The sequence below is a fragment of the Psychrobacter sp. AOP7-C1-14 genome (assembly GCF_052376135.1).
Taxonomy (GTDB): Bacteria; Pseudomonadota; Gammaproteobacteria; order Pseudomonadales; family Moraxellaceae; genus Psychrobacter.
Map to the genome: position 1 here is coordinate 39,075 of NZ_JBQSVH010000019.1, position 21,369 is coordinate 60,443.

At 41.0% G+C, this 21,369-nt stretch carries 10 protein-coding genes and 1 tRNA gene; 3 read left to right on the forward strand and 8 right to left on the reverse strand.

Features of this window, described 5'->3' with window-relative positions:
* Positions 1-40: 40 nt before the first annotated feature.
* The 3 genes from recD to ACT3QN_RS11475 form a co-directional block, all read right to left on the reverse strand.
* Positions 41-2,248, reverse strand: a complete 2,208-nt coding sequence (recD, locus tag ACT3QN_RS11465) for an exodeoxyribonuclease V subunit alpha (protein ID WP_444529216.1) — start codon at positions 2,246-2,248, stop codon at positions 41-43.
* Positions 2,249-2,323: 75 nt separating this feature from the next.
* Positions 2,324-6,850 carry a UvrD-helicase domain-containing protein gene (locus ACT3QN_RS11470; protein WP_444522514.1) on the reverse strand — a complete coding sequence of 1,509 codons (4,527 nt, stop codon included), beginning with the start codon at positions 6,848-6,850 and terminating at the stop codon, positions 2,324-2,326.
* A gap of 63 nt (positions 6,851-6,913) precedes the next feature.
* Positions 6,914-11,437: an exodeoxyribonuclease V subunit gamma gene (locus tag ACT3QN_RS11475; protein ID WP_444522513.1), complete on the reverse strand. Its 4,524-nt coding sequence runs from the start codon at positions 11,435-11,437 to the stop codon at positions 6,914-6,916.
* 441 nt (positions 11,438-11,878) lie between these two features.
* Here ACT3QN_RS11475 and ACT3QN_RS11480 point away from each other — a divergent pair, with 441 nt between their 5' ends.
* The 3 genes from ACT3QN_RS11480 (at position 11,879) to ACT3QN_RS11490 (ending at position 13,356) form a co-directional block, all read left to right on the forward strand.
* Positions 11,879-12,394, forward strand: a complete 516-nt coding sequence (locus ACT3QN_RS11480) for a hypothetical protein (protein WP_444522512.1) — start codon at positions 11,879-11,881, stop codon at positions 12,392-12,394.
* A 63-nt stretch (positions 12,395-12,457) separates the two neighbouring features.
* Positions 12,458-13,207, forward strand: coding sequence for a hypothetical protein (locus ACT3QN_RS11485; RefSeq protein WP_444522511.1), 750 nt, complete (start codon positions 12,458-12,460; stop codon positions 13,205-13,207).
* Between the two features lie 73 nt (positions 13,208-13,280).
* Positions 13,281-13,356 (forward strand) — tRNA-Arg (locus ACT3QN_RS11490).
* A gap of 65 nt (positions 13,357-13,421) precedes the next feature.
* Here the strand turns inward: ACT3QN_RS11490 and ACT3QN_RS11495 are convergent.
* From ACT3QN_RS11495 to ACT3QN_RS11515, 5 genes are all read right to left on the reverse strand, one after another.
* Entirely contained in the window at positions 13,422-13,763 is a 342-nt protein-coding gene (locus ACT3QN_RS11495) for a hypothetical protein (protein ID WP_444522510.1), read from the reverse strand.
* A 1,435-nt stretch (positions 13,764-15,198) separates the two neighbouring features.
* Positions 15,199-16,653 (reverse strand): NosD domain-containing protein, encoded by a 1,455-nt coding sequence (locus ACT3QN_RS11500; RefSeq protein WP_444522509.1) that lies wholly within the window; start codon positions 16,651-16,653, stop codon positions 15,199-15,201.
* A gap of 159 nt (positions 16,654-16,812) precedes the next feature.
* Complete coding sequence (gene mdlC, locus ACT3QN_RS11505; RefSeq protein ID WP_444522508.1) at positions 16,813-18,420, reverse strand: benzoylformate decarboxylase; 1,608 nt, start codon at positions 18,418-18,420, stop codon at positions 16,813-16,815.
* A gap of 130 nt (positions 18,421-18,550) precedes the next feature.
* Positions 18,551-19,594, reverse strand: a complete 1,044-nt coding sequence (locus ACT3QN_RS11510; protein WP_444522596.1) for a TRAP transporter substrate-binding protein — start codon at positions 19,592-19,594, stop codon at positions 18,551-18,553.
* A gap of 163 nt (positions 19,595-19,757) precedes the next feature.
* Complete coding sequence (locus ACT3QN_RS11515; RefSeq protein ID WP_444522507.1) at positions 19,758-21,212, reverse strand: aldehyde dehydrogenase family protein; 1,455 nt, start codon at positions 21,210-21,212, stop codon at positions 19,758-19,760.
* Positions 21,213-21,369 lie beyond the last annotated feature (157 nt).

Consider the following 21,369-nt stretch of genomic DNA (forward strand, 5'->3'; position numbering starts at 1 on the left):
TGGTCTGATTTATTGCGCTAATAATAACCTGAACGAATTATTAGAATTGTAATGCCAAACCAGTATGGCGCTCAGTCGGTGTTTGAACTGCTTTTTCTAGGGCATGTTTTGTACTATATATTGTTACTTGCTTTTTAGCACGAGTCACTGCCGTATAGATAAGCTCTTTACTCAACAACCTTGCATGACTATTATCAAAAGTGATGGCAACATGATCAAACTCAGATCCTTGCGACTTATGAATGGTCATTGCATAAGCTGTAGCTATTACCTCTTCATTTAACAAATTAACAGCTATCCCTTGTGTCTTATTTTCAAAGAAAACTTCTAATTGGTTTTTTTTATCTGATGTTTGTAAACAGAAACCAATATCACCATTGAATAATCCAAGCTCATAATTATTTTGTAGCACCATAACAGGTCGACCATGGAACCATGTATTTTGACCCAATGGTAACTTTAACTCTGTAATATGCCATTGAGTGAGATAGTTATTAATATAATGATCGCCCCACTCACCATTATGACCAGCAGTTAAGATTCTAAATTGATTAAATACGTCTACCAGTGAAGAAATAGTATTTTTAACTGACTCTGGCACGGATTTTTCCATCCCACTCTCTAGTAAATTTTTAATTTTACTTACGTATGATTGGTAATTATTTGAGATTTTTGGTATATTTTTTTCTTTGCTTAGGCTATTTTCTACCTGGTTATTTAATGTAAATTCCGCTTGTAACGTATTAACGTATTGGAAATTTAAGGCAGCGTCTTGCCTTAATAACTGCCAAATAGCTTGAAGATTTGTCTCTGCTCTATTGATTTGAGCCGCCAATTTACCAATACCTGACTCGGCGCTAAATCGGCGGCTCTCAGTCAGCTCTGCATGAATGGGTTGCAGTAGCGGAATGCGACAGAGATCAGCCAATACCGCTCCTGCATCGACGGCTGCCAACTGATTCGCATCTCCTAATAATATCAGTCTAGCACCTGGCTTTACTGCACTCACAAGATAGTTGGCCAACTCAACTCCGAGCATAGACGCTTCATCAACGATGATAATACTCTCACCTAGTGGGTTTTTGGCATCGTAACGTGGTCTACCTGTTCGACCAATACCTAGTAGACGATGGATGGTTTTTGCTTCTTGTAATTGCAGATCTACATTTGCGCCGTCTAGAGCCGACTGCAGAGACTCTTGCATACGCTGGGCCGCCTTACCCGTTGGCGCTGCTAATGCTAGGCTAGCACTGTCCGTACTAAACTTAATGTGTTCAGACTGATCTCCCCTACTTTCTGTTGCTTGTTGCAACGCGATGACTAACTGAGCAACGGTGTAGGTTTTACCTGTCCCTGGGCCACCAGTAATGATACTAAATGCATTATTGTTTGCCACATTGATAGCGGCTATCTGCTGGTCATTTAAGTTCTCAGGCATAACGATGTCTAAAGGCACTATCTGCTGACTTAAAATATGATTGATATGCTGTGCTAAATTGAACTCTGCTTGCCATGTGCGATGTAGCCAAAACGTGATTTTTGAGCTTTGAGTCTCTTCATTTTTAGCTACGTTATAAATAATTGGTTGATTTTTTTTGCTTAGGCTATTTTGATAGTTATCACTATCAGTATTCGCATTAACATTAGCAAATAAAGCATGCTCATAAATTGAATGGATGAAAGTACTTAAGTCGCTATTTTTTAAGCGCTGATACAATAGAGTAATCGCATCAAAACGTTTGAGCAACATTTTTTTTTCATGGTTACTAAGTACTAGCTGCGCCCACAGGTACTCTCGCTGACCAAATAGAGTATCTAGTAATACAAATAGCGATACCTCCGTTGTCGTATCATCGTCTGGTTGTGTGTCTATTTGCGTTTTTATCTGAGTATCAATCAGTGCAAAAATTGGTGTTGCTAATATCTCTAATAATTGCTGCTGCCATGCATATAATGTGACGTCTTCTCCATTAATTTGACCTTGCATGGGAGCTTCATGATCGGCTGCATCAATGGTTAATACAGTATGCCCTTCTTCCAAATAAGCCGCTAAAATAACAAATAGAGTAGTAAATAAATCACTGTCTTCTGACTTACCGACCTTTTTGCTTTCATCATTTGTGTTTGCATCTGCTGCGTCATACGCTACATGCGTCTGTTGACGGCGTAGCAAAATATAATCACTCAGATTATTTGCCCAGCTCTCTTGTAGGCTAATGGCTGACTTACTTTTTTTATTACTACTCATCTTATACTGATCTCTTTGTTAATCTAATTAACTGCTGTAATAACTTCTGGTTACGTGATTGTTATATGAGATTTATTAATTAGGTAGGCCAAACAATGCATCTAAACCTTTGATAAAAGCGATAGGAATATCCCAAGTAACCAGTCCATAACAGCTACTATTACTCAAGTTATCGTGATTAGACTGAACTTCATCTTGTGATATAGAGGTAGTAGCTGCCTGTGCGCTTGGGTCATACACACCGCGCAAAAATACATACTCTACGGCGCCTAAATACTTATCTTCGTTACCTACATAATCACTGATTCTCATCGCAAGGAACCGATGTAATGCTACTTGATAGATTGCTGCTTGTAACCAGTACCCTGCTTTGGACATCGCTTGCTTGAGTGTATTCTTATTATAATCGCTTAGGCTATTTCCTAAAAAGTTACTTTTATAATCGACCACATAATACTTGCCAGCATGCTCATACACTAAATCAATCTCACCTCTTAGATAGCGATATAGATGTGCTTTGTTTTGTGGCACTAGAGTGACGTGCTTATCTATCTCATCAGGTAAATACTGTTGAAAAAGATTACTGATATCCTGTGCTTTAAAATTCTCTGACAGCCCCATATTGAACTCTAACTCGGCAAATCGCTTACCTTTGTCAAGAGCAATCAAGGGTTGATTAGAAGCTAATAGCGGTGCATGAAGCACTTCTTCGATCCAATTAATCAATGCCTCATGTTTTGTTGTATCTATTGACTCAAGATTGGATCCATCGCGATTTTTTGGTGTCTTACTTTGTGTTCTACGATCCTGTTGTTCCGCACTACTATATATGAGCGGCAACTGATAGCTATTAATCGCTCTATCAATTACCTGAGACCACTGTGCTTTATTGGCGAAATCTATCTGTTCAAATATCTCATGCAAAAACGTACCGGCATTGGCACCTTTGACAAAGGTAAAGCGGATATCATCTTCTGGCTTGAGACTGAGTTCACTGTCTTGTTCGAGAGATTCGTCGTTATTAAGTGAAGATATCTTCGAAACTGAAGACGCTGTCATATCAATATTTATCGCATCATCAATACGCTCATCCACTATCGCCATTGCTTGTGTAGATTCATCTAGCTGACGCGCCAAAGCGGTAAAGCTGGTCTTGGCCCAACCATAAAAATAATTGGTTTTCATCACCTCTGCAAATGGCGCGTATTCAATAGCCTCTGTCGTGGGCTTATAAGTACCTGACTTGGCTTCGGTTAGCTGAACATTGTCATTTATACCTGCTGAGTTAGCACCATTGTTTACGTAATTATTGTCATAAAACTCATTAACTTTATGACCTCTGAGCATACCTACGATACCTTTGAGCCTATCAGGTAGTTCAAACTTTGCCTCTGCAGATTCAAACCAATAAAATACTGGCTTTAGCTCAAACCCTGTCTTGTTACTCGGATCTCGCAGCACAACATAAAGCTGCTCACTAGCACGAGTAAATGCTACATAACCAAGCCGCCTTATCTCATCAAAACCTTCTTGTGTCTCGATATCAGTATAATAGCCCTCATCCGTAGCAGAGCCTTGCAATGGTGAGAAGCGGCGCTGATTTCCCATTGATTGACTGTCTATCGACTGCTGTACTAGCGCTGAAGGCGCTTGTTGCGCGTTATATAAATACAGGCCATAGTCTTCTTTATTGCCAGACTTCCTACTGGCATCGCCCATCCCCAATACATAGACAATAGGAAACTCAAGCCCTTTTGACTTATGAATGGTCATTAGTTGCACGCCAGACTCTGTCGGCAGGGGATATTGCTTAGCCCAATCACTGTTGGGCGCTGTATCTATCTGCTGCCTGAACCAAGCCAGCAACTCATACTCGCCCATACCTAAACCGTATTGCGCCAAGATGTCCATCACATGACGCAAGTCCATAATATGACGGTCACCTTCTGGATGCGCAGCTAAGGCTTGCCAAACGCCTTGCGGCTGTACGGGGCTTTTATCTAGTAAATAATGCAGCGCTGACAATATGCCAAAATATTGCCAACGCTGTGCACCTTCTTTTAGATAGGTAATAAAGTCTTGATAGCTCTTTTTATTGTCAGTAGCGTCGTTAGCTGAGAGGCCTTTCGAGTTAGAACTGTTTGAATGGGCGCTTGGTGCACTGCTACCTTCGGTAATGCCTGATTCATGGTCTGTCATCATGGCTTTGATGTTTTTGATACTCAGTCCATATAGGTGGCTGGTCAATACCCGATTAATCATGTCATGACGATACGGGTATAACATAGCACTCAGCAATGCTGCCACATCTTCTGCCATAATAGTCTCAAAAATGCTGACATCACTGGTGGTCAAGGTCGGCACATTAAGTTTTACTAGCTCATCTTCAACTCGTTTCAAATCCTTTTTGGCACGTGCCAGTACCCCAATATCACTGGGCTGAATCGGCTTGCCTTTAAGTGTCTGACTACTAGCAAGCAAAGTGGCTATATGGCGAGCTGTGATTTCATGCTCGTTGTAATCAAACTCTTTTTCCTTGTCATAAGGTAAGTGCAATAAGCTTACTGGCTGAGCAGAGAGCACCTCTGTCACCAGTACATCATCCAAACTATTTGACGCATTAAACCAAGATAGCTCATATTCCGGTTTTGCTGCTGTAATATGTTGGTAATGAATCCCAGTACCTAGCTGCGACAGCTTATTCTCAGCAGTTGTGGCATTAGCCATACCAAACCAACAGTTCAATGCGTTAATCACACCGGCGTTTGAACGGCGGTTGATATCAAGCGTCCAAAGCGCGCTTTTATCAAACTGGGCTTTCATGTAATTATAGTTGGCCACATCACCGCCACGAAACCCATAAATGGCCTGCTTAGGATCACCAACCAATAATAGAAACTCATGATTGGCTTTCTTAGTAGTTGCCTGCTTATCACCATCCGACTGTTTGCGTTTGTTCTTTGGCAAATAAATGCTTTCAATCATAATGGCTTGCTCACCATTGATATCTTGCGACTCATCAATCAATGCCACAGGGTAATGATGACGAATATAACGCGCCAGCTTATCTCCTTGACGACCAGTTAATGCTTGGTTTAAGCGTACCATTTGCAAACTAAATGTTGTCTCGCCACGCTCTTCTAAAATGACTGGCAGCCTGTTACGCACAGCCAGCACAATATGACGGTTCAAATTGGCTAATACCAACAAAATATGCTGATTTAAACTGTCAAGCATGTCTAAGATAGCCATTAATTTACTAATGGTCTCTAGCTCAAAAAGTGTCTGATGTTCCTTTTCTTTATTCTTATTAAAGTTCTTAATTTTGCCATCTTCATTAGGGTGTCTGGCATCCTGCAATGATGTCAAAATCTTGTTTTCGTTCTCATTTAAATAGCTATTAAAGGTCAGCTGATATTGCGATATCTTTCGATGTACATCGATAACGGCATCAAACTGTTTAAATAAGTTAGAACGTCCATTGAAGCCTTGAGACTTTCTATAATCAGGATTCAAATACGGCTGGATATCTGCTAAATCTAACTGAGAAAACTCATTGATTAGCTTTTCGTATGCATCAAAATCAAAGCTTTTCTCATGCCTTATTTCATCAATCGGTGCAGAAATAAAGTTAAGCGAGCGCGTCACATATTTCTTATGATCACCCACTGCAGAAAGCTTACCTTGCTGATCCATTAGCGCGTAAAGTCTAGGCTGCTCATAATATAAGCGGCTCTGAAACTGACGTAGCTCATCATGGATAATACTGTCAGTCACCTGCTCAATACTGCTGTCTTCAATAATACCCATACCTTGCTGGTGACCAGTCTCGCTACTGTATTCCGTCAACCATTTTTGCGCCAAGCTATCTAGCGTTCCTACGAACAGCTTATCTAGGGTCGTTAGTACCAGTGCCGTACGCCTGATAGCTTCCGACATAGGGTAACTGTATACGTGATCTAATAAATAACCGACGAGATGCAAGTTAATAGGATCTTGCATCATGCTATCTAAACGTACATATTTGGCCTGATTAACTAGCCAATCTTCACGGTCTTTTTTTACTTGTTTACGTTTCTCAGCAGCCACTTGCTTATCAGTAGCAAGATCTTGATTTAACTCGTCAATGCCCGTTTCAACGTTTGCGTTTGCGTCTGAATCACTGTCTGTTTGTATATCCTCAGCATGATTTTCAGGCATGACTTGCAGTACGTTGGGGTACAGGCTCTCTTTGTTACTAGTGTCAGCACTTATGCTATTGATCCATTGTAGTAACTGATAAAAATCTACCAAACGATCGTGGATACGCTGACGCATTTCGGCCGCGGCCGCTCGAGTAAAGGTTGTGGCGATGATTTGCTCTGGCGCACGTCGCGCTTCAATCAGTAGGCGCAGTACAATACCTGTCAGCGTCCAAGTCTTACCAGTGCCAGCTGAAGCTTCAATCAGGTGCTTGCCCGTTAGATCGACGTCAACTGCCGGTATGACATCAGCTTTATGTTTAGGCTCAGCAGACACAGGCAACTCATTTGAATATTCATCAAATAAGTTCGGTTGTGTAGACGAGTCAATAGTATTGGTTGAGTCGGTAGGGTCTGTCATATGGGCGCATACTTTTAATTATTATCTATTAGAGCAAGAGAGCAAAAAGACTTTTCTGAATTATTAGCTATCTAAGTTAGCTAACGCATCAAACATCGGCTCATACAGTGGCTGGGCTAATGTAGTCAACGCCGCTGATAACGCCTTAAACGCATCTTGGTCACGTAGCACATATTGCCAAATGGCATGCTGCGAGCAAGTATCGTATACCGTGTCTGAGTTATAGTTAGGTCTTAACCAGTCTGAGAAGTCGGTACGTTTTGGCCAGTAGCTATTGCCGTCACCTGCTTCAGCTACTAGGTACTTATCAAGGTAATTCAGTGCATATTCTGGCAGTAACGTGATAGGAACTTGACTCGTTAATTTGCCAAAAACAGCCCATTTTATCAGCTCAATTACTGCGTCTTCGTAGACAATTGGGCTTAGTTTAAATGCGATTATATCTTTATAGTTACCAACTTGTGAGCTGGCCTTATTAAAGCGCCAAATACTCATACCGTCATTTGATGCCACTTGTTCGGCAGTTGTATGTCTGGCCACTTGCCAATACAAATGTGACAACCAAAACTTAAGTAAATGCCTAGGACTGGCAGAATTGGGCAAGATATTCAACCACTGCTTAGGTGATTGCTTAGCATAAGGCACGTCTGGCTTAATATGAGAGTGGCTGCTGTACGTATCTATCGGTATGGATGTCGGTACTGAGCCCTTTATTTTAATGATTTTTGGCAATAGCTTGAGAAGCACTTCTATATCTGTTTGGTCTTTTGAATCGCTATTAGTGCTATTTAGTATGTTTTTTAGCTCTATTTGAACAGGGTGCTCGGCAGTTGGCGTCAATAGCTGTAATACTCTAGCGCTATCTGCTTCACTCTCGTCGAGAATATTACTTTCATCAAAGCCATTAGCAATTAATTGTTCTTTAAACTCTACGCATTGCTGTTGCAGTTTCTGTTGTTGATTGGGTAATGTGGTTTGGCGAGCGACACCAGCTGGCATAATTTTTTGATACATCAAAATTGGAGTGACGGTTTCAGCCGCTGTATTGTTATTTTTACTTTCATCAGTAACCAACTGTTTAATCAAATGATCTTTTATTTGATAGGTAGTTAGGTTATCTAAAAATAGCGGCTCTTGGTGTGACAATGCTTCTTCACCTTGCACTACATGCACCTTTTGAGACCGTAAGAACGCTTTGGCAGGATGGCGCACTTGGTAAGCCAATGCCCCTTCAATATCTATTTCCCCAATATCAAATACGCTATCAGATAGTGCTTGGACGAGCGATTCTGTCATGCTATTGACATCGCTAGCATCAGCAGCCGTATCTAGTGTCAACAGATCAACCAATGCAGACAAAGTGTGACTATCTACTTGGCCTAACTGTCCCAAGCCTTGACCAAGCACCTGCGCGATTGATTCATACTGTGTTTTTGTGGGCAGGCCAACCAGCTCCTTGTACTCACTAGAAACTCTACCTTTTAATGTATCAAAAACTGCTTGCCAAATCGGTGCAGGCGGAAACTGCTTTTTCTGAGCCAGCTTAGTTTTACGCATGGCCATATTTAACAACGCGTCTAACTCATCAATCATATCGACTGGGTTGGTATCCTGAGCACTAATATTAACGTTGTCATTGTTATTAAGAGACGCTTGCTCAGAAACATCATCACTTTCAATTTCTGCCTCAAACAGACTCTCATGAAAAGGTAATGCAGGATGCTCAGTCACTAGCCACTGCTTAATTAATTTAGGCAGATAGCGCTTGAGACTCTCGGTGGTTGGATCAATACTCTCGGGCAATGCTGCTAACTCTTCAAGCGAGTTCACTTGCCATTGCACCTCTCCTTGCAGGAACTGCAATAGCTCACTCACAGGATTGGCTGGCAGATGCTCATGAGTGTCCGTCAAGCTTTGGCCGTTATAAAACATCCAGCAAGCACTACGCGCACACAGCAGCGCATCTAAAAATGCGCCATTGTCATCATCTTCACTAACTCTATCGCCGCGTCGGGCATTGGTCGCTTTCATCAAATCATAGCGGTTATCACGATCACGCGCAGGGAACTCGGATAGATCCATATTGAGCATCACTACCAACTCAAACGGCACATTTCTTAATGCACCGAATCGACCAAAGGTGATTACCCCGGTGGGCTCGGCACTGACCTGCTGACTCTCAAGCTCCGCTTCAATACTGTCTAGCATAAAGCTCAATTTGAGCGGTAGTTGCTCTACACCTGCCAGCCTCTGCTCTACTTCTCTATTGTCGATAGCACCACTAGAATACTGTCTATAATGACGATTAGCTCGTAGGCTTGATTTAAAACCATTCATCGCATTGTAGATGGCGCGCATGGTACGCGTTTGATCTACATCTCCAAAATAGCGATGGATAACTTGTGTCTCAATTTGATCGAGCCAATCTTCCGCCTTCATTTTTTGTGTATGGTCATCACGACGTGCAACCAAACCGGTATAAATGCGGCAGAGCGCTTCCACAATTAACGCATCATTTAGACTAACTTGTGGCAATGGCAAGGTCATTTCTGGTAATGCCGTACTTGGCCATTCATCGTCATTTAGAGCATATAAGCAGTTGCTTAGCTCAGCCTCTGGCATGATTAAACCTAGGGTTAGTCTGTCTAGTGCCTGTGCAAAGCTAAAGCGATAGTCGTAATCATTACTGTCTAACGTTTGCTTGAGATGCAGCTCGTCAAAACCACGGATAAAACCTGCCTCTACCAACAAATCACAACCACGGCTCATTTGCTCATGAGTCAGTCCAAAGCTTTCAAATAAAGGCGGCAACATGAGCCAGTCTAGTACTTCAGCCGCTTCAAAACGAGCGCTATGACTACCCAATAGTTTGTAAAAACCAATAATCGCTTCCCATAACTGGCGAATGTCCGCATCGACAACACCCGTCACCTTGGCAGGCAAAGTCAAACCATCCTGACCTCTACCATTGACAAAGATAGAGCCAATCAGAGCATGATGACGCTCAACATCCGGTAGCAATACCACAATATCAGAGATATGGCGCTTTTTTTCGCCCGGTTTGATAGGTTCATTTAACCAACGGCCAATCATGATACGCAGCACTTCAAGCTGACGTTGTAAACTATGGCATGAATGAATGCTTAGGCTATTATCTTGTGAGGAGATTGCCCAAAAACGGTCTTTCTCAAAACGCTTATTCTCTAACGCTTCATCTTCATACCAAGCCGTTTCTTGCTTCTCTTCATCAAAGCTTAGCTCTACTTGTTGACTTACCGCTTGTGAGACTGTAGCAGCCGTTGCTTGCTGGGTAGATTGCTCATCAAGCATCAACACATCATTTTGCAAACGTTTTAATAAGCTCAGGTCACCTTGCGCATCTTGAGTACTGACAGCGTCTTCAACAGGGGCGACGCTTTCATACATGTCATAAACGAGCGCATCACCTACACCACTATCGAAGTTATCTTGCCACTCTACCAGCGCGTCGTCATATTGTTCATTACCTGATAAATTGGCAAGCATGGCAAACGCATCGCGCGACTGCTTGCCTAAACGCGATAGTAAACTATGACCATAATCACGTAAAAACACACTCTCAGGATTGATAATCTGCTGGCGCTGTAGCCAAGATTTATCGACGATATCTGCCCAAAACAGCTTTGATGGGTTGTAATGCAATAGCGTGATATCCATGTATTTTGACAAGCTTTGCAAAAAATCAAGCTCAGTCTGTGGCAGCTGTTGAATGGTAAATATACGCAGTACTTTGGGTAACTGGTCGCGCTCATTGGCCTTGTTATCTTTTAGAGCCGACCAAAACTCACGCTCCAGTGCTACACGATGTAGATGAACATCGGCGAATAAATGCGACCATAAAAATCGTTGGGCAATTTCTAACTCAACATAATGCTCAACCAACCACTCAGGCGTGCCGCGCGCATATTTATCAAAGCGAAGGGACAAGGCATCTTTATCCGCTATCAACTCATCTACATTCAGCGGCTTGTTGTGCGACCATAATGCTAGCCAATCCTCACGGTGGGTCAAGTAACGGTTAAATACTCTCGCCAAATCACTTGCCAGCTGCCAAATACGCGCATCTTGTTGCGCCTTATCCTGTCGAACACTGTCCTGTTGTAAGCTGTCTTGTTGCTCAATGACCTGTGGGTCATCAATCAAAGACGCTAGCAACGGATGAACTGGATGCTTTTCCTCTGCAACGATCGACTCCTGATAATAAGTCAAATACCCAAACAATCGCCACTGCATCACTGTCGGTGACAACACCGCCACTTCAGGCACGTTTAGGGTTGTCGCCTGAGGGTTTTGCGCCAGTAAGTACGCATTATGGCGGGTCAATACATCTTGCATCAGCGTCCATTGATACTGACCCCAAAATTTAGTACGCACCAAGGTACTAATACCAGCACGGCTAGCAATGGTTTTATCCAACCAATCACCCAATACCATTGACGGAACAATGACAATAAAAGGTTCAAAAACCGGCTGATCCTTGGACTGGTATTGTACAAGCAATTGATCAACGAGGTTTTCGGTACGGTGCGACTGAATAATAGTGAACATAGACAATAATCTGATTGCAATAAAGGTGAGATATTAGGACTGATAAAAAAAGGCTTCAATTATAGATGGAATGTCTGTATCCAATGTCAAAAATGCTATAAAACGTCTAGACAAAACAAAAATCGCTACTCATAAATCCATGTTTGGTGGTCGTTACGATGATGCATTTCTGCTAGCATGAACGCCACAAATAAAAAAAACCATAGTAGCAAATTCTACATACCCACTCATAATTTTGACATCCGAATTTGCTATCAGTGTGCCATTGATGGTTATCGTTTACTAGTGTAGATGCCGATATTATAATAAGCTTGCGACATTTAGTGTCGTTTTATACTATCACTCATATATACTAGGAAATAAGTTTCATTACGGTTTTTGAATTGACCTTTACAACCTGTATCTAAATTACACTTTCTATTGACGGGATTACTTAATACTATGCCATTGCGTCCCATTGATGCTGTTTTTGTCCACCCAAAACAACGTTTATACGTCGTGTATTATCGCGGTGAGTTGTGGCGACTGCCACGTATGAAGATCGATGACAGGTCATGGCAGAATAGACGACCCTATAAGGATGATAGTAGCTCACTTTATCTGAGTATCCATCAAGCTATTAGCGATCCTGTACTTGCGCAGAAACTGAGAACGCTAGATTTACCTATAGCAGTACGTGGTAGCACGCTGCCACGTTTTGAAGCATGGTGGGAAGCGCATGGGTTTGAATGGTTAAAAGACAGACTATTAGCAGGTGAATCGCCGTTAGCAGCGCAACAAACTACTACGCCTGCTAAGGTATTGAATGACCAACCTGACTCTGTAATAGATCGCCAATCCGATAACCATGCTGAGAAAAATAATGAAGAACAAGCATCGATCCCTTCTGCAGACACAGATATCTTTGCTGATATGCTGGCTGAGTTAACCGATGAAGTACTAGAACAAAAGCTTTAAAAAATAGATAACACATTGTATATAAACTTTGCCATGAACCAATTAATAAAAGAGCAGTAATATATGAAAGACTACAAACTACTGCTAGCTGGGCTAGTCTTGCTGCTGCTCACAATCTTTATCGCGGTTTGCATTTGGTTATGGACCAATAATCGCAAAAACACAGACCCATTGCCAATCATGGCAAATGAAAGTGAATCAAATTCTAATACGAAGAGTGATGAGCCAAGAGAAATTGCTGACAGTGTGCTATATATTCAAGCAGAGGAGAAATTACAGATACCTTTGGATGATGTCATTGTGAGCTTTGAGGCTCGTTATCCGCATGTGCAGGTTTTAGCGAGCTATGTACCTTCTAACGACATTCTCACAGTATCAAGCGGTAACCATGACGAAGACAAAAATTCTAATTTTGTTTTTAATACAGATCTGATTATTACCAATGACGATAGTCTGTCTACAGAGCGGATATCACTCCTACAGTCAGAATTGCAACAAGCTCAAGATAGAAATATTCAGAGTCAGAAAAACAATGAATATAAAGAGATACAGACTCTAAATCCCTTCAAATATGCTCTAAAAGATGAACAAGCTCTTGAAGGTGTCATTTTGACAGACAATACGACTGCCATTAATTTCCGTAGTTTTTTATTGTCGAGTACAGGTCAAGATATATTAAAAAAATATGATTATAAAAATATCAGTGGTTATCAGAACAGTGTAAATGACTTATTTAAACCAACCTCACAGGCAAAAAATGCGTCAGGTAATCATGCTGTAGATGTCACTGACGCGCTTAGTAATGGTGAGTAAGAATAAATTGTCTTTATTTATCTTTTGTTGATTGCTTTTATGACTGCTTTTTCCTACAATGTCACTCCATGATGCGCCTATAGCTCAACAGGATAGAGCAGTTGCCTCCTAAGCGATCGATCCGAGTTCGAGTCTTGGTGGGCGCACCAATCATTGTATTTAGACATAACCTCGCATTACCTCAAGCCCTTTAAAAACCTATCATACATAGTTTTTATATCTTTATTAAATGCTTGTTAAGACCTACTAGCACCTCTGCAATGTTGTTAAATGATCTGTGAAAATTATTGGGTCTATGATCATAAAACCAACTATTTAGATTATGTGCGTATGCTTTGTCAAAAAACACCATATTAGATCGCAAACATTTTTTGAAACTATAAGCCAATGCCATGTTTGCTATGAGTATTGTAGGAGCACCTGTCCTATTGATATCGCCTAATACGGACAAAAGATTGTTGATTTTTTGCAGTATGTTATGAGGAGAAGTGACTTTATTAGCAAATAAATGATCAGATCTAATTTCAGCTAAAAAACTGATGTTTTTATCTGACATAATAAATCCCTCTCACTTAAAACACTAACTCTATTCGTGTTCTTGACGATTTGGTTTTCGTTAACTTTATTCCAGATAGTATGCGAGTAAGTCATTAGGTATCTATCGGTCAGATTTTCATTATCGAATAGCTCATTCAACCTTGCGGCTATTTTTGATAGCCAGCCCTCTTGTTTATTCTTAGCATTATCAGCTCCACCGTTACTAGTATTTAGCGGATAGAAACTACCCTCCTACAGCTTTAAACCCTGTTGGCGTAGCTTGGAAAAGCGGTAGTGACTCATGATAATATTACTGAGATAAACCTCATCATTATCGAGCCTCTTACGTAGCATAGGTTGCAAATGGCGAGCATAGAAAGTTAGCTGCTCTATATCCTTACTATCGTAATCGATAATTTACGACATAAATTCATACTGACGGGTTTAATCATAGTGATCTTGCACTAATTCGCTTCGGCGCATTAGCCGCCCTTTTAGTATTTATCATTGTGTTTATTAGTCTTTGAACATCTGACTAGTGCTAAAGCTCACTAATAATTACGCTTTTGGTGAAATTATTTTATGGATTAAGTAGTAATTTTTTAGATGCTTATAGTCTTGTTAACGAGGGTTTAAGGTTATTAGCGTAATAAATAAACATCGATAATGATTAGATATAGGTAGTAGAAAAAAGATGCTAACGATATATACGGCATATTGTTAGTACCCTTTTTGGGTTTGGAAATTTACTCAGGCGAGTTTGTAAAAATTGAGGTTTGATACCTGTTTTGCTTAAAAGGCTGTATGCTAAATCCAGTAAAACCAAAAGAAAATAATGAAGCATTTATATCCTGAACCGCCGTTACAGTATTAGTTGGTATCTGCGAAAGATCGTCTATCTCTTGCTCTATACCTTCGATTATTGATTTTGCAGTTTTAATCTGCTGTGTAATACCCGTTATAGCTTTAACTAGATTACTTTTTTTGGAGTGATCCCTGCCGTCAAATCCGTATAATTAAACTTGGGAGGTTTTAGTCACGTAATCTGATGATAATAATCATTCAAAACATGCATATTAGTATCCGATGTTTTCGATCTAAATTGATGCAAAATATTAAAAGCCTTTCAAGCATGATTATGGATAACTAGAATGTTCTTACTTGACACTAGAAGCTTTTGATTTTATTTTAATATTATTCACTATATTACGTACAACAGTTAATAATATTCATGTTATTAAAAAATATATTGTAAGCCAAAGATTTTTATTTCAAAGTACTTAGAATCTCGATACCTCCTCAAGATATAAAAATAATCCACCATCCTAAAAATACAAAAAAGCCTTTCAAGCTTTATAACTGATATCTTGAAAGGTTTTGAAAACCGTGAATTTTACCTAGGTGAGAGCTTTCAAATCAAAGCTTATAATGGTTTCTAAGTAAAAAATACGACATTAAGGAACAACTACAGCAGGACTAAGTTCGGAAGTTGCACCTAGGTGATTAGTTAATGTAGCTGTCACTGTTGCTACGCCAGTTATAGGCTTCCAAGACACCTTTGCTTTTCCTCTAGCATTAGTTACTACCATTTTTGATCCAAGATACTGTTCGGCCTCTTGAAAACCTACTCGACTATTAGCAAAAAATTCTAGCTGATAACGCTGGTTTGGTTGTGCCTTAATCTCTGCCACAATCTCCCCTTTACTTACACTTAAGTTCGGTGTTTGAATTGCTTGATTGGGAATACTGTTACAATTATCCTTATCTGACTTAGCACAAGTTTTTTGAAGATTCGCATCTTCAATTACTACACCCCCACCACGAGACCCAATAAAATCAGCATGCTCCAGTCCAGGAACCTCAAAAATAATTGCGCCTAAATGTTGGTTCAGTACACAAGAACCACCCGCTTCGCAACGTTTAATATCCTTACTATTGTTCCAAATTAAATTTTTAGTTAAGGTAGTACGTGCGCTACTATCTTTCTCTGAGCGTATTGCTATACCTATACGGTTACCATGCACTTTATTACTATCAATAATATTACCATTACCCGATAAATTGAAACCAATTGAATTGTTGGTTAGTTCATTATATGCGATGTAATTACGTTTTCCCCAGTTAACTTGTAACCCATCAGAATAATTTTCAAACTTATTACCAACTACAGTGTTATCGTTGCCCCACAAAATCTCAACACCTTGCGAAGGCTCTGGATTAGATTTAGTGGAAGTAAAAATATTGTTTGCCACAAGATTAAACGCCGCACCACGTGTAAGCTCCAAACCGTCACCGTTATCGATAAACAAGTTATCCAACACTTTATTGTTATTAGTTGTCGTTGAAGTTGGATTACCTTGACCATCATCACCAGTAAGCATAACACCAGAACCACCATAATTATTACTTATGCGATTGTGTTGAATTAGATTGTTACTTGAACGATTAATTAGCACACCAATACAGAAACGATGGATATCTAAACCTTTTAACGTCACCTCATCAACATCTTGTATAACCAATCCTGGTAATGTTGTAGTACGTACATTTGTTCCATATTGTTTAGGATTAGCTCCCGGACACGCTTTCGCGCCTTCGCCCTTGATATATTGCGAACCATCAATTGCAATATACTCTCCTGTTTTAGCCCACTCCGTTCCAACAATTTTCACTGAGGATGTTATTGGTGGCAATGGTTTACTAGCTTTAATTATATAAGGTGCTCTACCAACAGCTTGGATTAAGATCTCATTTCCTTGTGTGTTGTTAGTATTAGACTGTTCAATTGCCCAGCGTAGTGTTCCTTGTGAATTATCATCAGCATAATTATTAACTATATATGTATCAGCGTGCACAAGACTGCTACAACTTAAAGCAATCATACCTAATACTGGAATAACATTCTTCATTTCTATTTCCTTATCAATGAATTATTACTTCTTAATGGCTTTAAGTTTATCCACCTAACTCAAGTAATCCAAAAAACTTTTCACACTCATATTTATATAGGTATAAGTCTAAAATTATACTTTTTTATTAAATGGAACTCACAACATTACAAATAGCCGCTAAATATTGCCAGTATCCGCATCAACAATAATTTCTAACAGATAACAGCCCGATGCATTGACCGCTTTATGGATTGCTTCGGGCAGATTTTCATGCTCTTTGATACGGGCACCTTCACACCCCATACTATTGGCCAATTGCACAAAATCGATATTGGGCAAATCAAGCCCTGGTACAGCCTGACTCCTCATAATTTTGCCAAAAGAATGCATGGCACCATACCCAAAATTGTTTAGCACAATAAATGTCACCGGCAAATTCAACTGCGCGGCCGTCCAAACAGCTTGAATGGAATACATAGAAGAACCATCACCAATTAAACATACAACCCGTTTATTGGTGGATAATGCGACTCCTACTGATGCTGGTAGTGCATAGCCAAGACCGCCACTGGACATCGTAAAAAAGCCTTGCGCTTGTGTAATGGGCAAAAAACGTTGAATAACAGAGCGATGAGAAGGCGCTTCTTCGACGACGATAGATTCAGATGGTCGTGCATGCGACAGCAGATCAATGGCATATTCCACTGGAATAGGGGTCGCTCCAGTTACCTTGGGCGCAGCAGGACGCAGTGGCATGACAAATTTGTCACTCTGAAAGTCAGATAAAGGAAGGATTTTATCCAACATGGCACTAATACTGTGATTGATTGAACCGAATAAAGTGGTGGTTGCAGAGGCAAATGCCGCATACTTTGGGTCGTCGGTAATTTGATATATTTTGACTGCTGAATCAAATATCGTCACATCTCCTGCAATGTGTAGCGTAAACACAGGGGCGCCAATCACTAGAACTACATCATACCCAGACAATTTTTCTGACAGCTGCTCAGGAAGCGCAGGCAAAAACCCTGCAAACTGAGGATGATCTTCTGGAAAACTGGCTCGACTCGAATACGGTGCTGCCCAAACGTGTGCTTGTAGCCGCTCAACCAGTTTAACAGCATTATCAAATGCGCCCTGCCTATCGACATCTGCACCAACAACTATAGCTAAATTTTGACTGTTTTTGAGTACCTCCAAGAGCTGATTAATAGCTTCGGGCGTTGGTATTGTACCCTCAATCACTTTTGAGTAGTGAGGCATACAGGTCGTTTTATCCCAATCATCAGAAGGTATCGATACAAAGGTTGGACCACGTGGATGCTGCATCGCAATATGGTACGCTTGAGCGATTGCCAATGGCACATCCTCAGGACGCGCAGGCTCGATGCTCCATTTAACATACGGTTTTGGAAAGTCGGCAGCGTGATCTGCGCCAAGATAAGGTGCAAATGGTAAAATGCTACGAGATTGCTGGCCTGCCGTTATGACCAAAGGTGTGTGATTTCGATATGCTGTGAATATATTTCCCAAGGCATGGCCAACCCCTACTGCTGAGTGCAGATTTATAAAAGCAGCATTACCAGATGCTTGAGCATAGCCATCCGCCATCGCCACAACAGATGATTCTTGTAAAGCCAATATATATTCAAAATCTTCAGGAAAGTTATTCAAGAAATTAAGCTCAGTAGAGCCGGGATTACCAAATACTGTCGTCATATTAAGTTCACGCATCAAACGAAACGTCACTTGTTGTACAGTATCTGTATGCTGGATAGAAGACATAAAAGACATCCTTGTCACTAATTGCTTATTGCTTATTGCTAAGCGTTGATTGTCAAAATTGTTAATACTAAGGCCTGTTGAATATTTGACTGCTTTACAGACCTTACTATCGGAGCAAGTGACCTAGCTATTAAGACTGACATGCGGCACTGGCTTTTATAGTTTTTTGATAAGCTGTTTGAGCGTCCAAACCCTGCTTGGTAAGATCTGTTAAATATTTTTGTGTGCCTGCTTCTAAAGGCTTTTTCCATTCAGGATTTTCTAGTGGATTGGGGATATCTATGATTGAGTCACCCTTAGCTTTGGCTTCAGCCATATGTCTTGCGTCATCTTCATCGAACACCTTGCCCGCTATTTTGGCCATCGCCGCACCCGAATTATTATCGATAATTTTTTTAAGATCATCTGGCAAGCTTTCATATTTATCTTTATTCATGGTCACAACAATCGGTGAGCTATAAAATGGGATATTCGTATGAGTGTTGGTTATCTCTGTCAACTTAAAGGAACCCATAGCATCCCAAGGTAAGCTTATGCCGTCCAATACACCGCGCTGCAAAGAGGTATAAATATCGGTCACTGGCAATCCCACTGGCGTGCCACCTGCTGCGTCAATGATATTGCCCGTTATTGCTGAAGGACCTCGAATACGCATTCCGGCTAAGTCATCTGGTGTACGAATCGGCTTGTCTACCGTGTGAAAACCGCCAGGGCCGGTTCCCATCATGAACAACACATGAGTGTCTTCGTACTCACTTGCAATCACACCATCGTCATATAGATTATGGAGCATACAGTTTAGTTGTGTTGCCGAGTTTGAAAGCCCTGGTAGCTCAGTAATTTGAGTCAATGGAAAGCGGCCATTGGTATAGCCTTGGAGCGTAGACCCAATATCGACCACACCACTGGCAACTGCATCATAGGTTGCGTTTGGTTTACTGAGTGTTGCAGAAGGGAATATCTCGATCTGAATCCTACCTTGTGAGTCTTCCTCTACTTTTTTTGCCCAGTATTCAAATATTTCTGTATTTGTGGTCGAGGTGGCTGGCCAAAAATGTGAGAAACGCAGAGTGGTGACTTCTTGAGCACTTTGAGTGGTGCTGTCATCTGATGAACAAGCCGTCATACCCACTAGAGCCGACAATACTAAGCTGATTGAAAAGGTTTTACTCATCATGAATTCCTTTTTTTGATGGGAGACAATTATTGTGATAGATAAATGGACATAGCTTCCAATCTATGCCGCTCTCATACGCCTGAGTAATTGGTAATAAGAACCTTAATACCTAAATTCTTAAATTCAAAATTACTTATTCATAGTCAATTATTAAAAACCACTAAACAGGATATGGACGCTGTTCAGTTTGTACTGATACCCATTGATAAGTCGTGAACTCATCGAAGGTAATGTGACGACCGAAGCGACCCACCCCTGATGCTTTTTCACCACCAAAGGCAACGCGCGGCTCATCATTGACACTTTGATCATTAATGTGAACCATGCCTGTATGCCATCCTGCCGCAAACCTTTGTGCTCGGGAGATATCTGCAGAATGCACAGCACCGCTCAATCCAGCATTGGTGTCGTTTGCTAAGCGTAAGGCATCAGCATCACCTTTGTGTGAAATCAACGTAACTACAGGACCAAACATTTCTGTACGTGCAGAATAAACGTCGTTACTGCCCTTTAGGACGTATGGATAAACGAGCGCACCGTCACGCTTACCTTCAAGAATTATCTCAGCACCTTCTTGCACTGCTTGTTGTACAGCCTGCTCCACCCGCACAGCTTCGCGCTCATCAATCAAAGGCCCCACTAACACATCAGGTCTTGATGGGTCACCAACGTTCAGTCCTTTTGTATATTCGACAAACTTTTCGGCAAACGTATCAAAGATAGACTCATGAACAATGACACGGTTAACTGACATACAAATCTGACCACTGTGTAAGAAACGACCAAAGACTGCAGAACGTGCCGCATAATCAATATCGGCATCGTCAAGCACTACAAAAGCATTGTTGCCACCCAGCTCTAAAATAGAACGCTTAATTTTGCGCCCCGTCATCTCTCCTATGAGCTGACCAACCTCAGTCGAGCCAGTGAATGAAATGACACGCGGAATAGGATGTGTATATAACGAATCACCAATCTCAGAGGTTTTGGGTACAACCACTGTCAACACACCTGAGGGAAAACCTGCCTCCTCAAAGATTTTGGCGAGTAAAATACCGCCAGTAATAGGAGTTGTGGACGCAGGTTTTAATAACACAGTATTACCACTCGCTAATGCGGTGACGACCGAGCGCATGGCTAAAAACATTGGGAAGTTGAAAGGACCAATTACCGTCACCACACCGACTGGCTTACGAATGATGTGATTTCTTTTATTAGGAACGGCTGAGCGCGCAACCGTAGTTTCTAATAAAAACGGGTACTCGGCAGCCACTTTAATAACCCCAATGCAGGCATCAACCTCGATATTGGCTTTCATCACGGTAGAACCAGACTCACGCACTAGCAAGTCAACCAACTCGTCTCGACGGTTACTCATTACTTTTGCTGCTTGCTCAACAATCTGGCTCACAGCATAAGGATTAGTCTGACACCAGTCTTGTTGTACTTGCTCTAGTGCCTCATAAGACTTGTTAATATCATCTAGGCTGGCAGCTTTAAACGTGGCGATATCTTCACCAGTGAACGGATTACTTGTTACGATTTTATGACTCGATGTACCATCACGCCATTCGCCTGCTATGTAATTATGATTTAAATTTGTGTAGTTAGACATATCATTTCCTTGTTAAAAACTATCTAAGGGGTACTACTATTTTCTTACGAAACTTCTTCTGCATGATGTTACGTACATCAATACGCAACATCATGAATAGTGCGGTGCACTTTAACGATAAGCCTTGTGATAAGTGTGTTGTTGACTGTCTGATAGA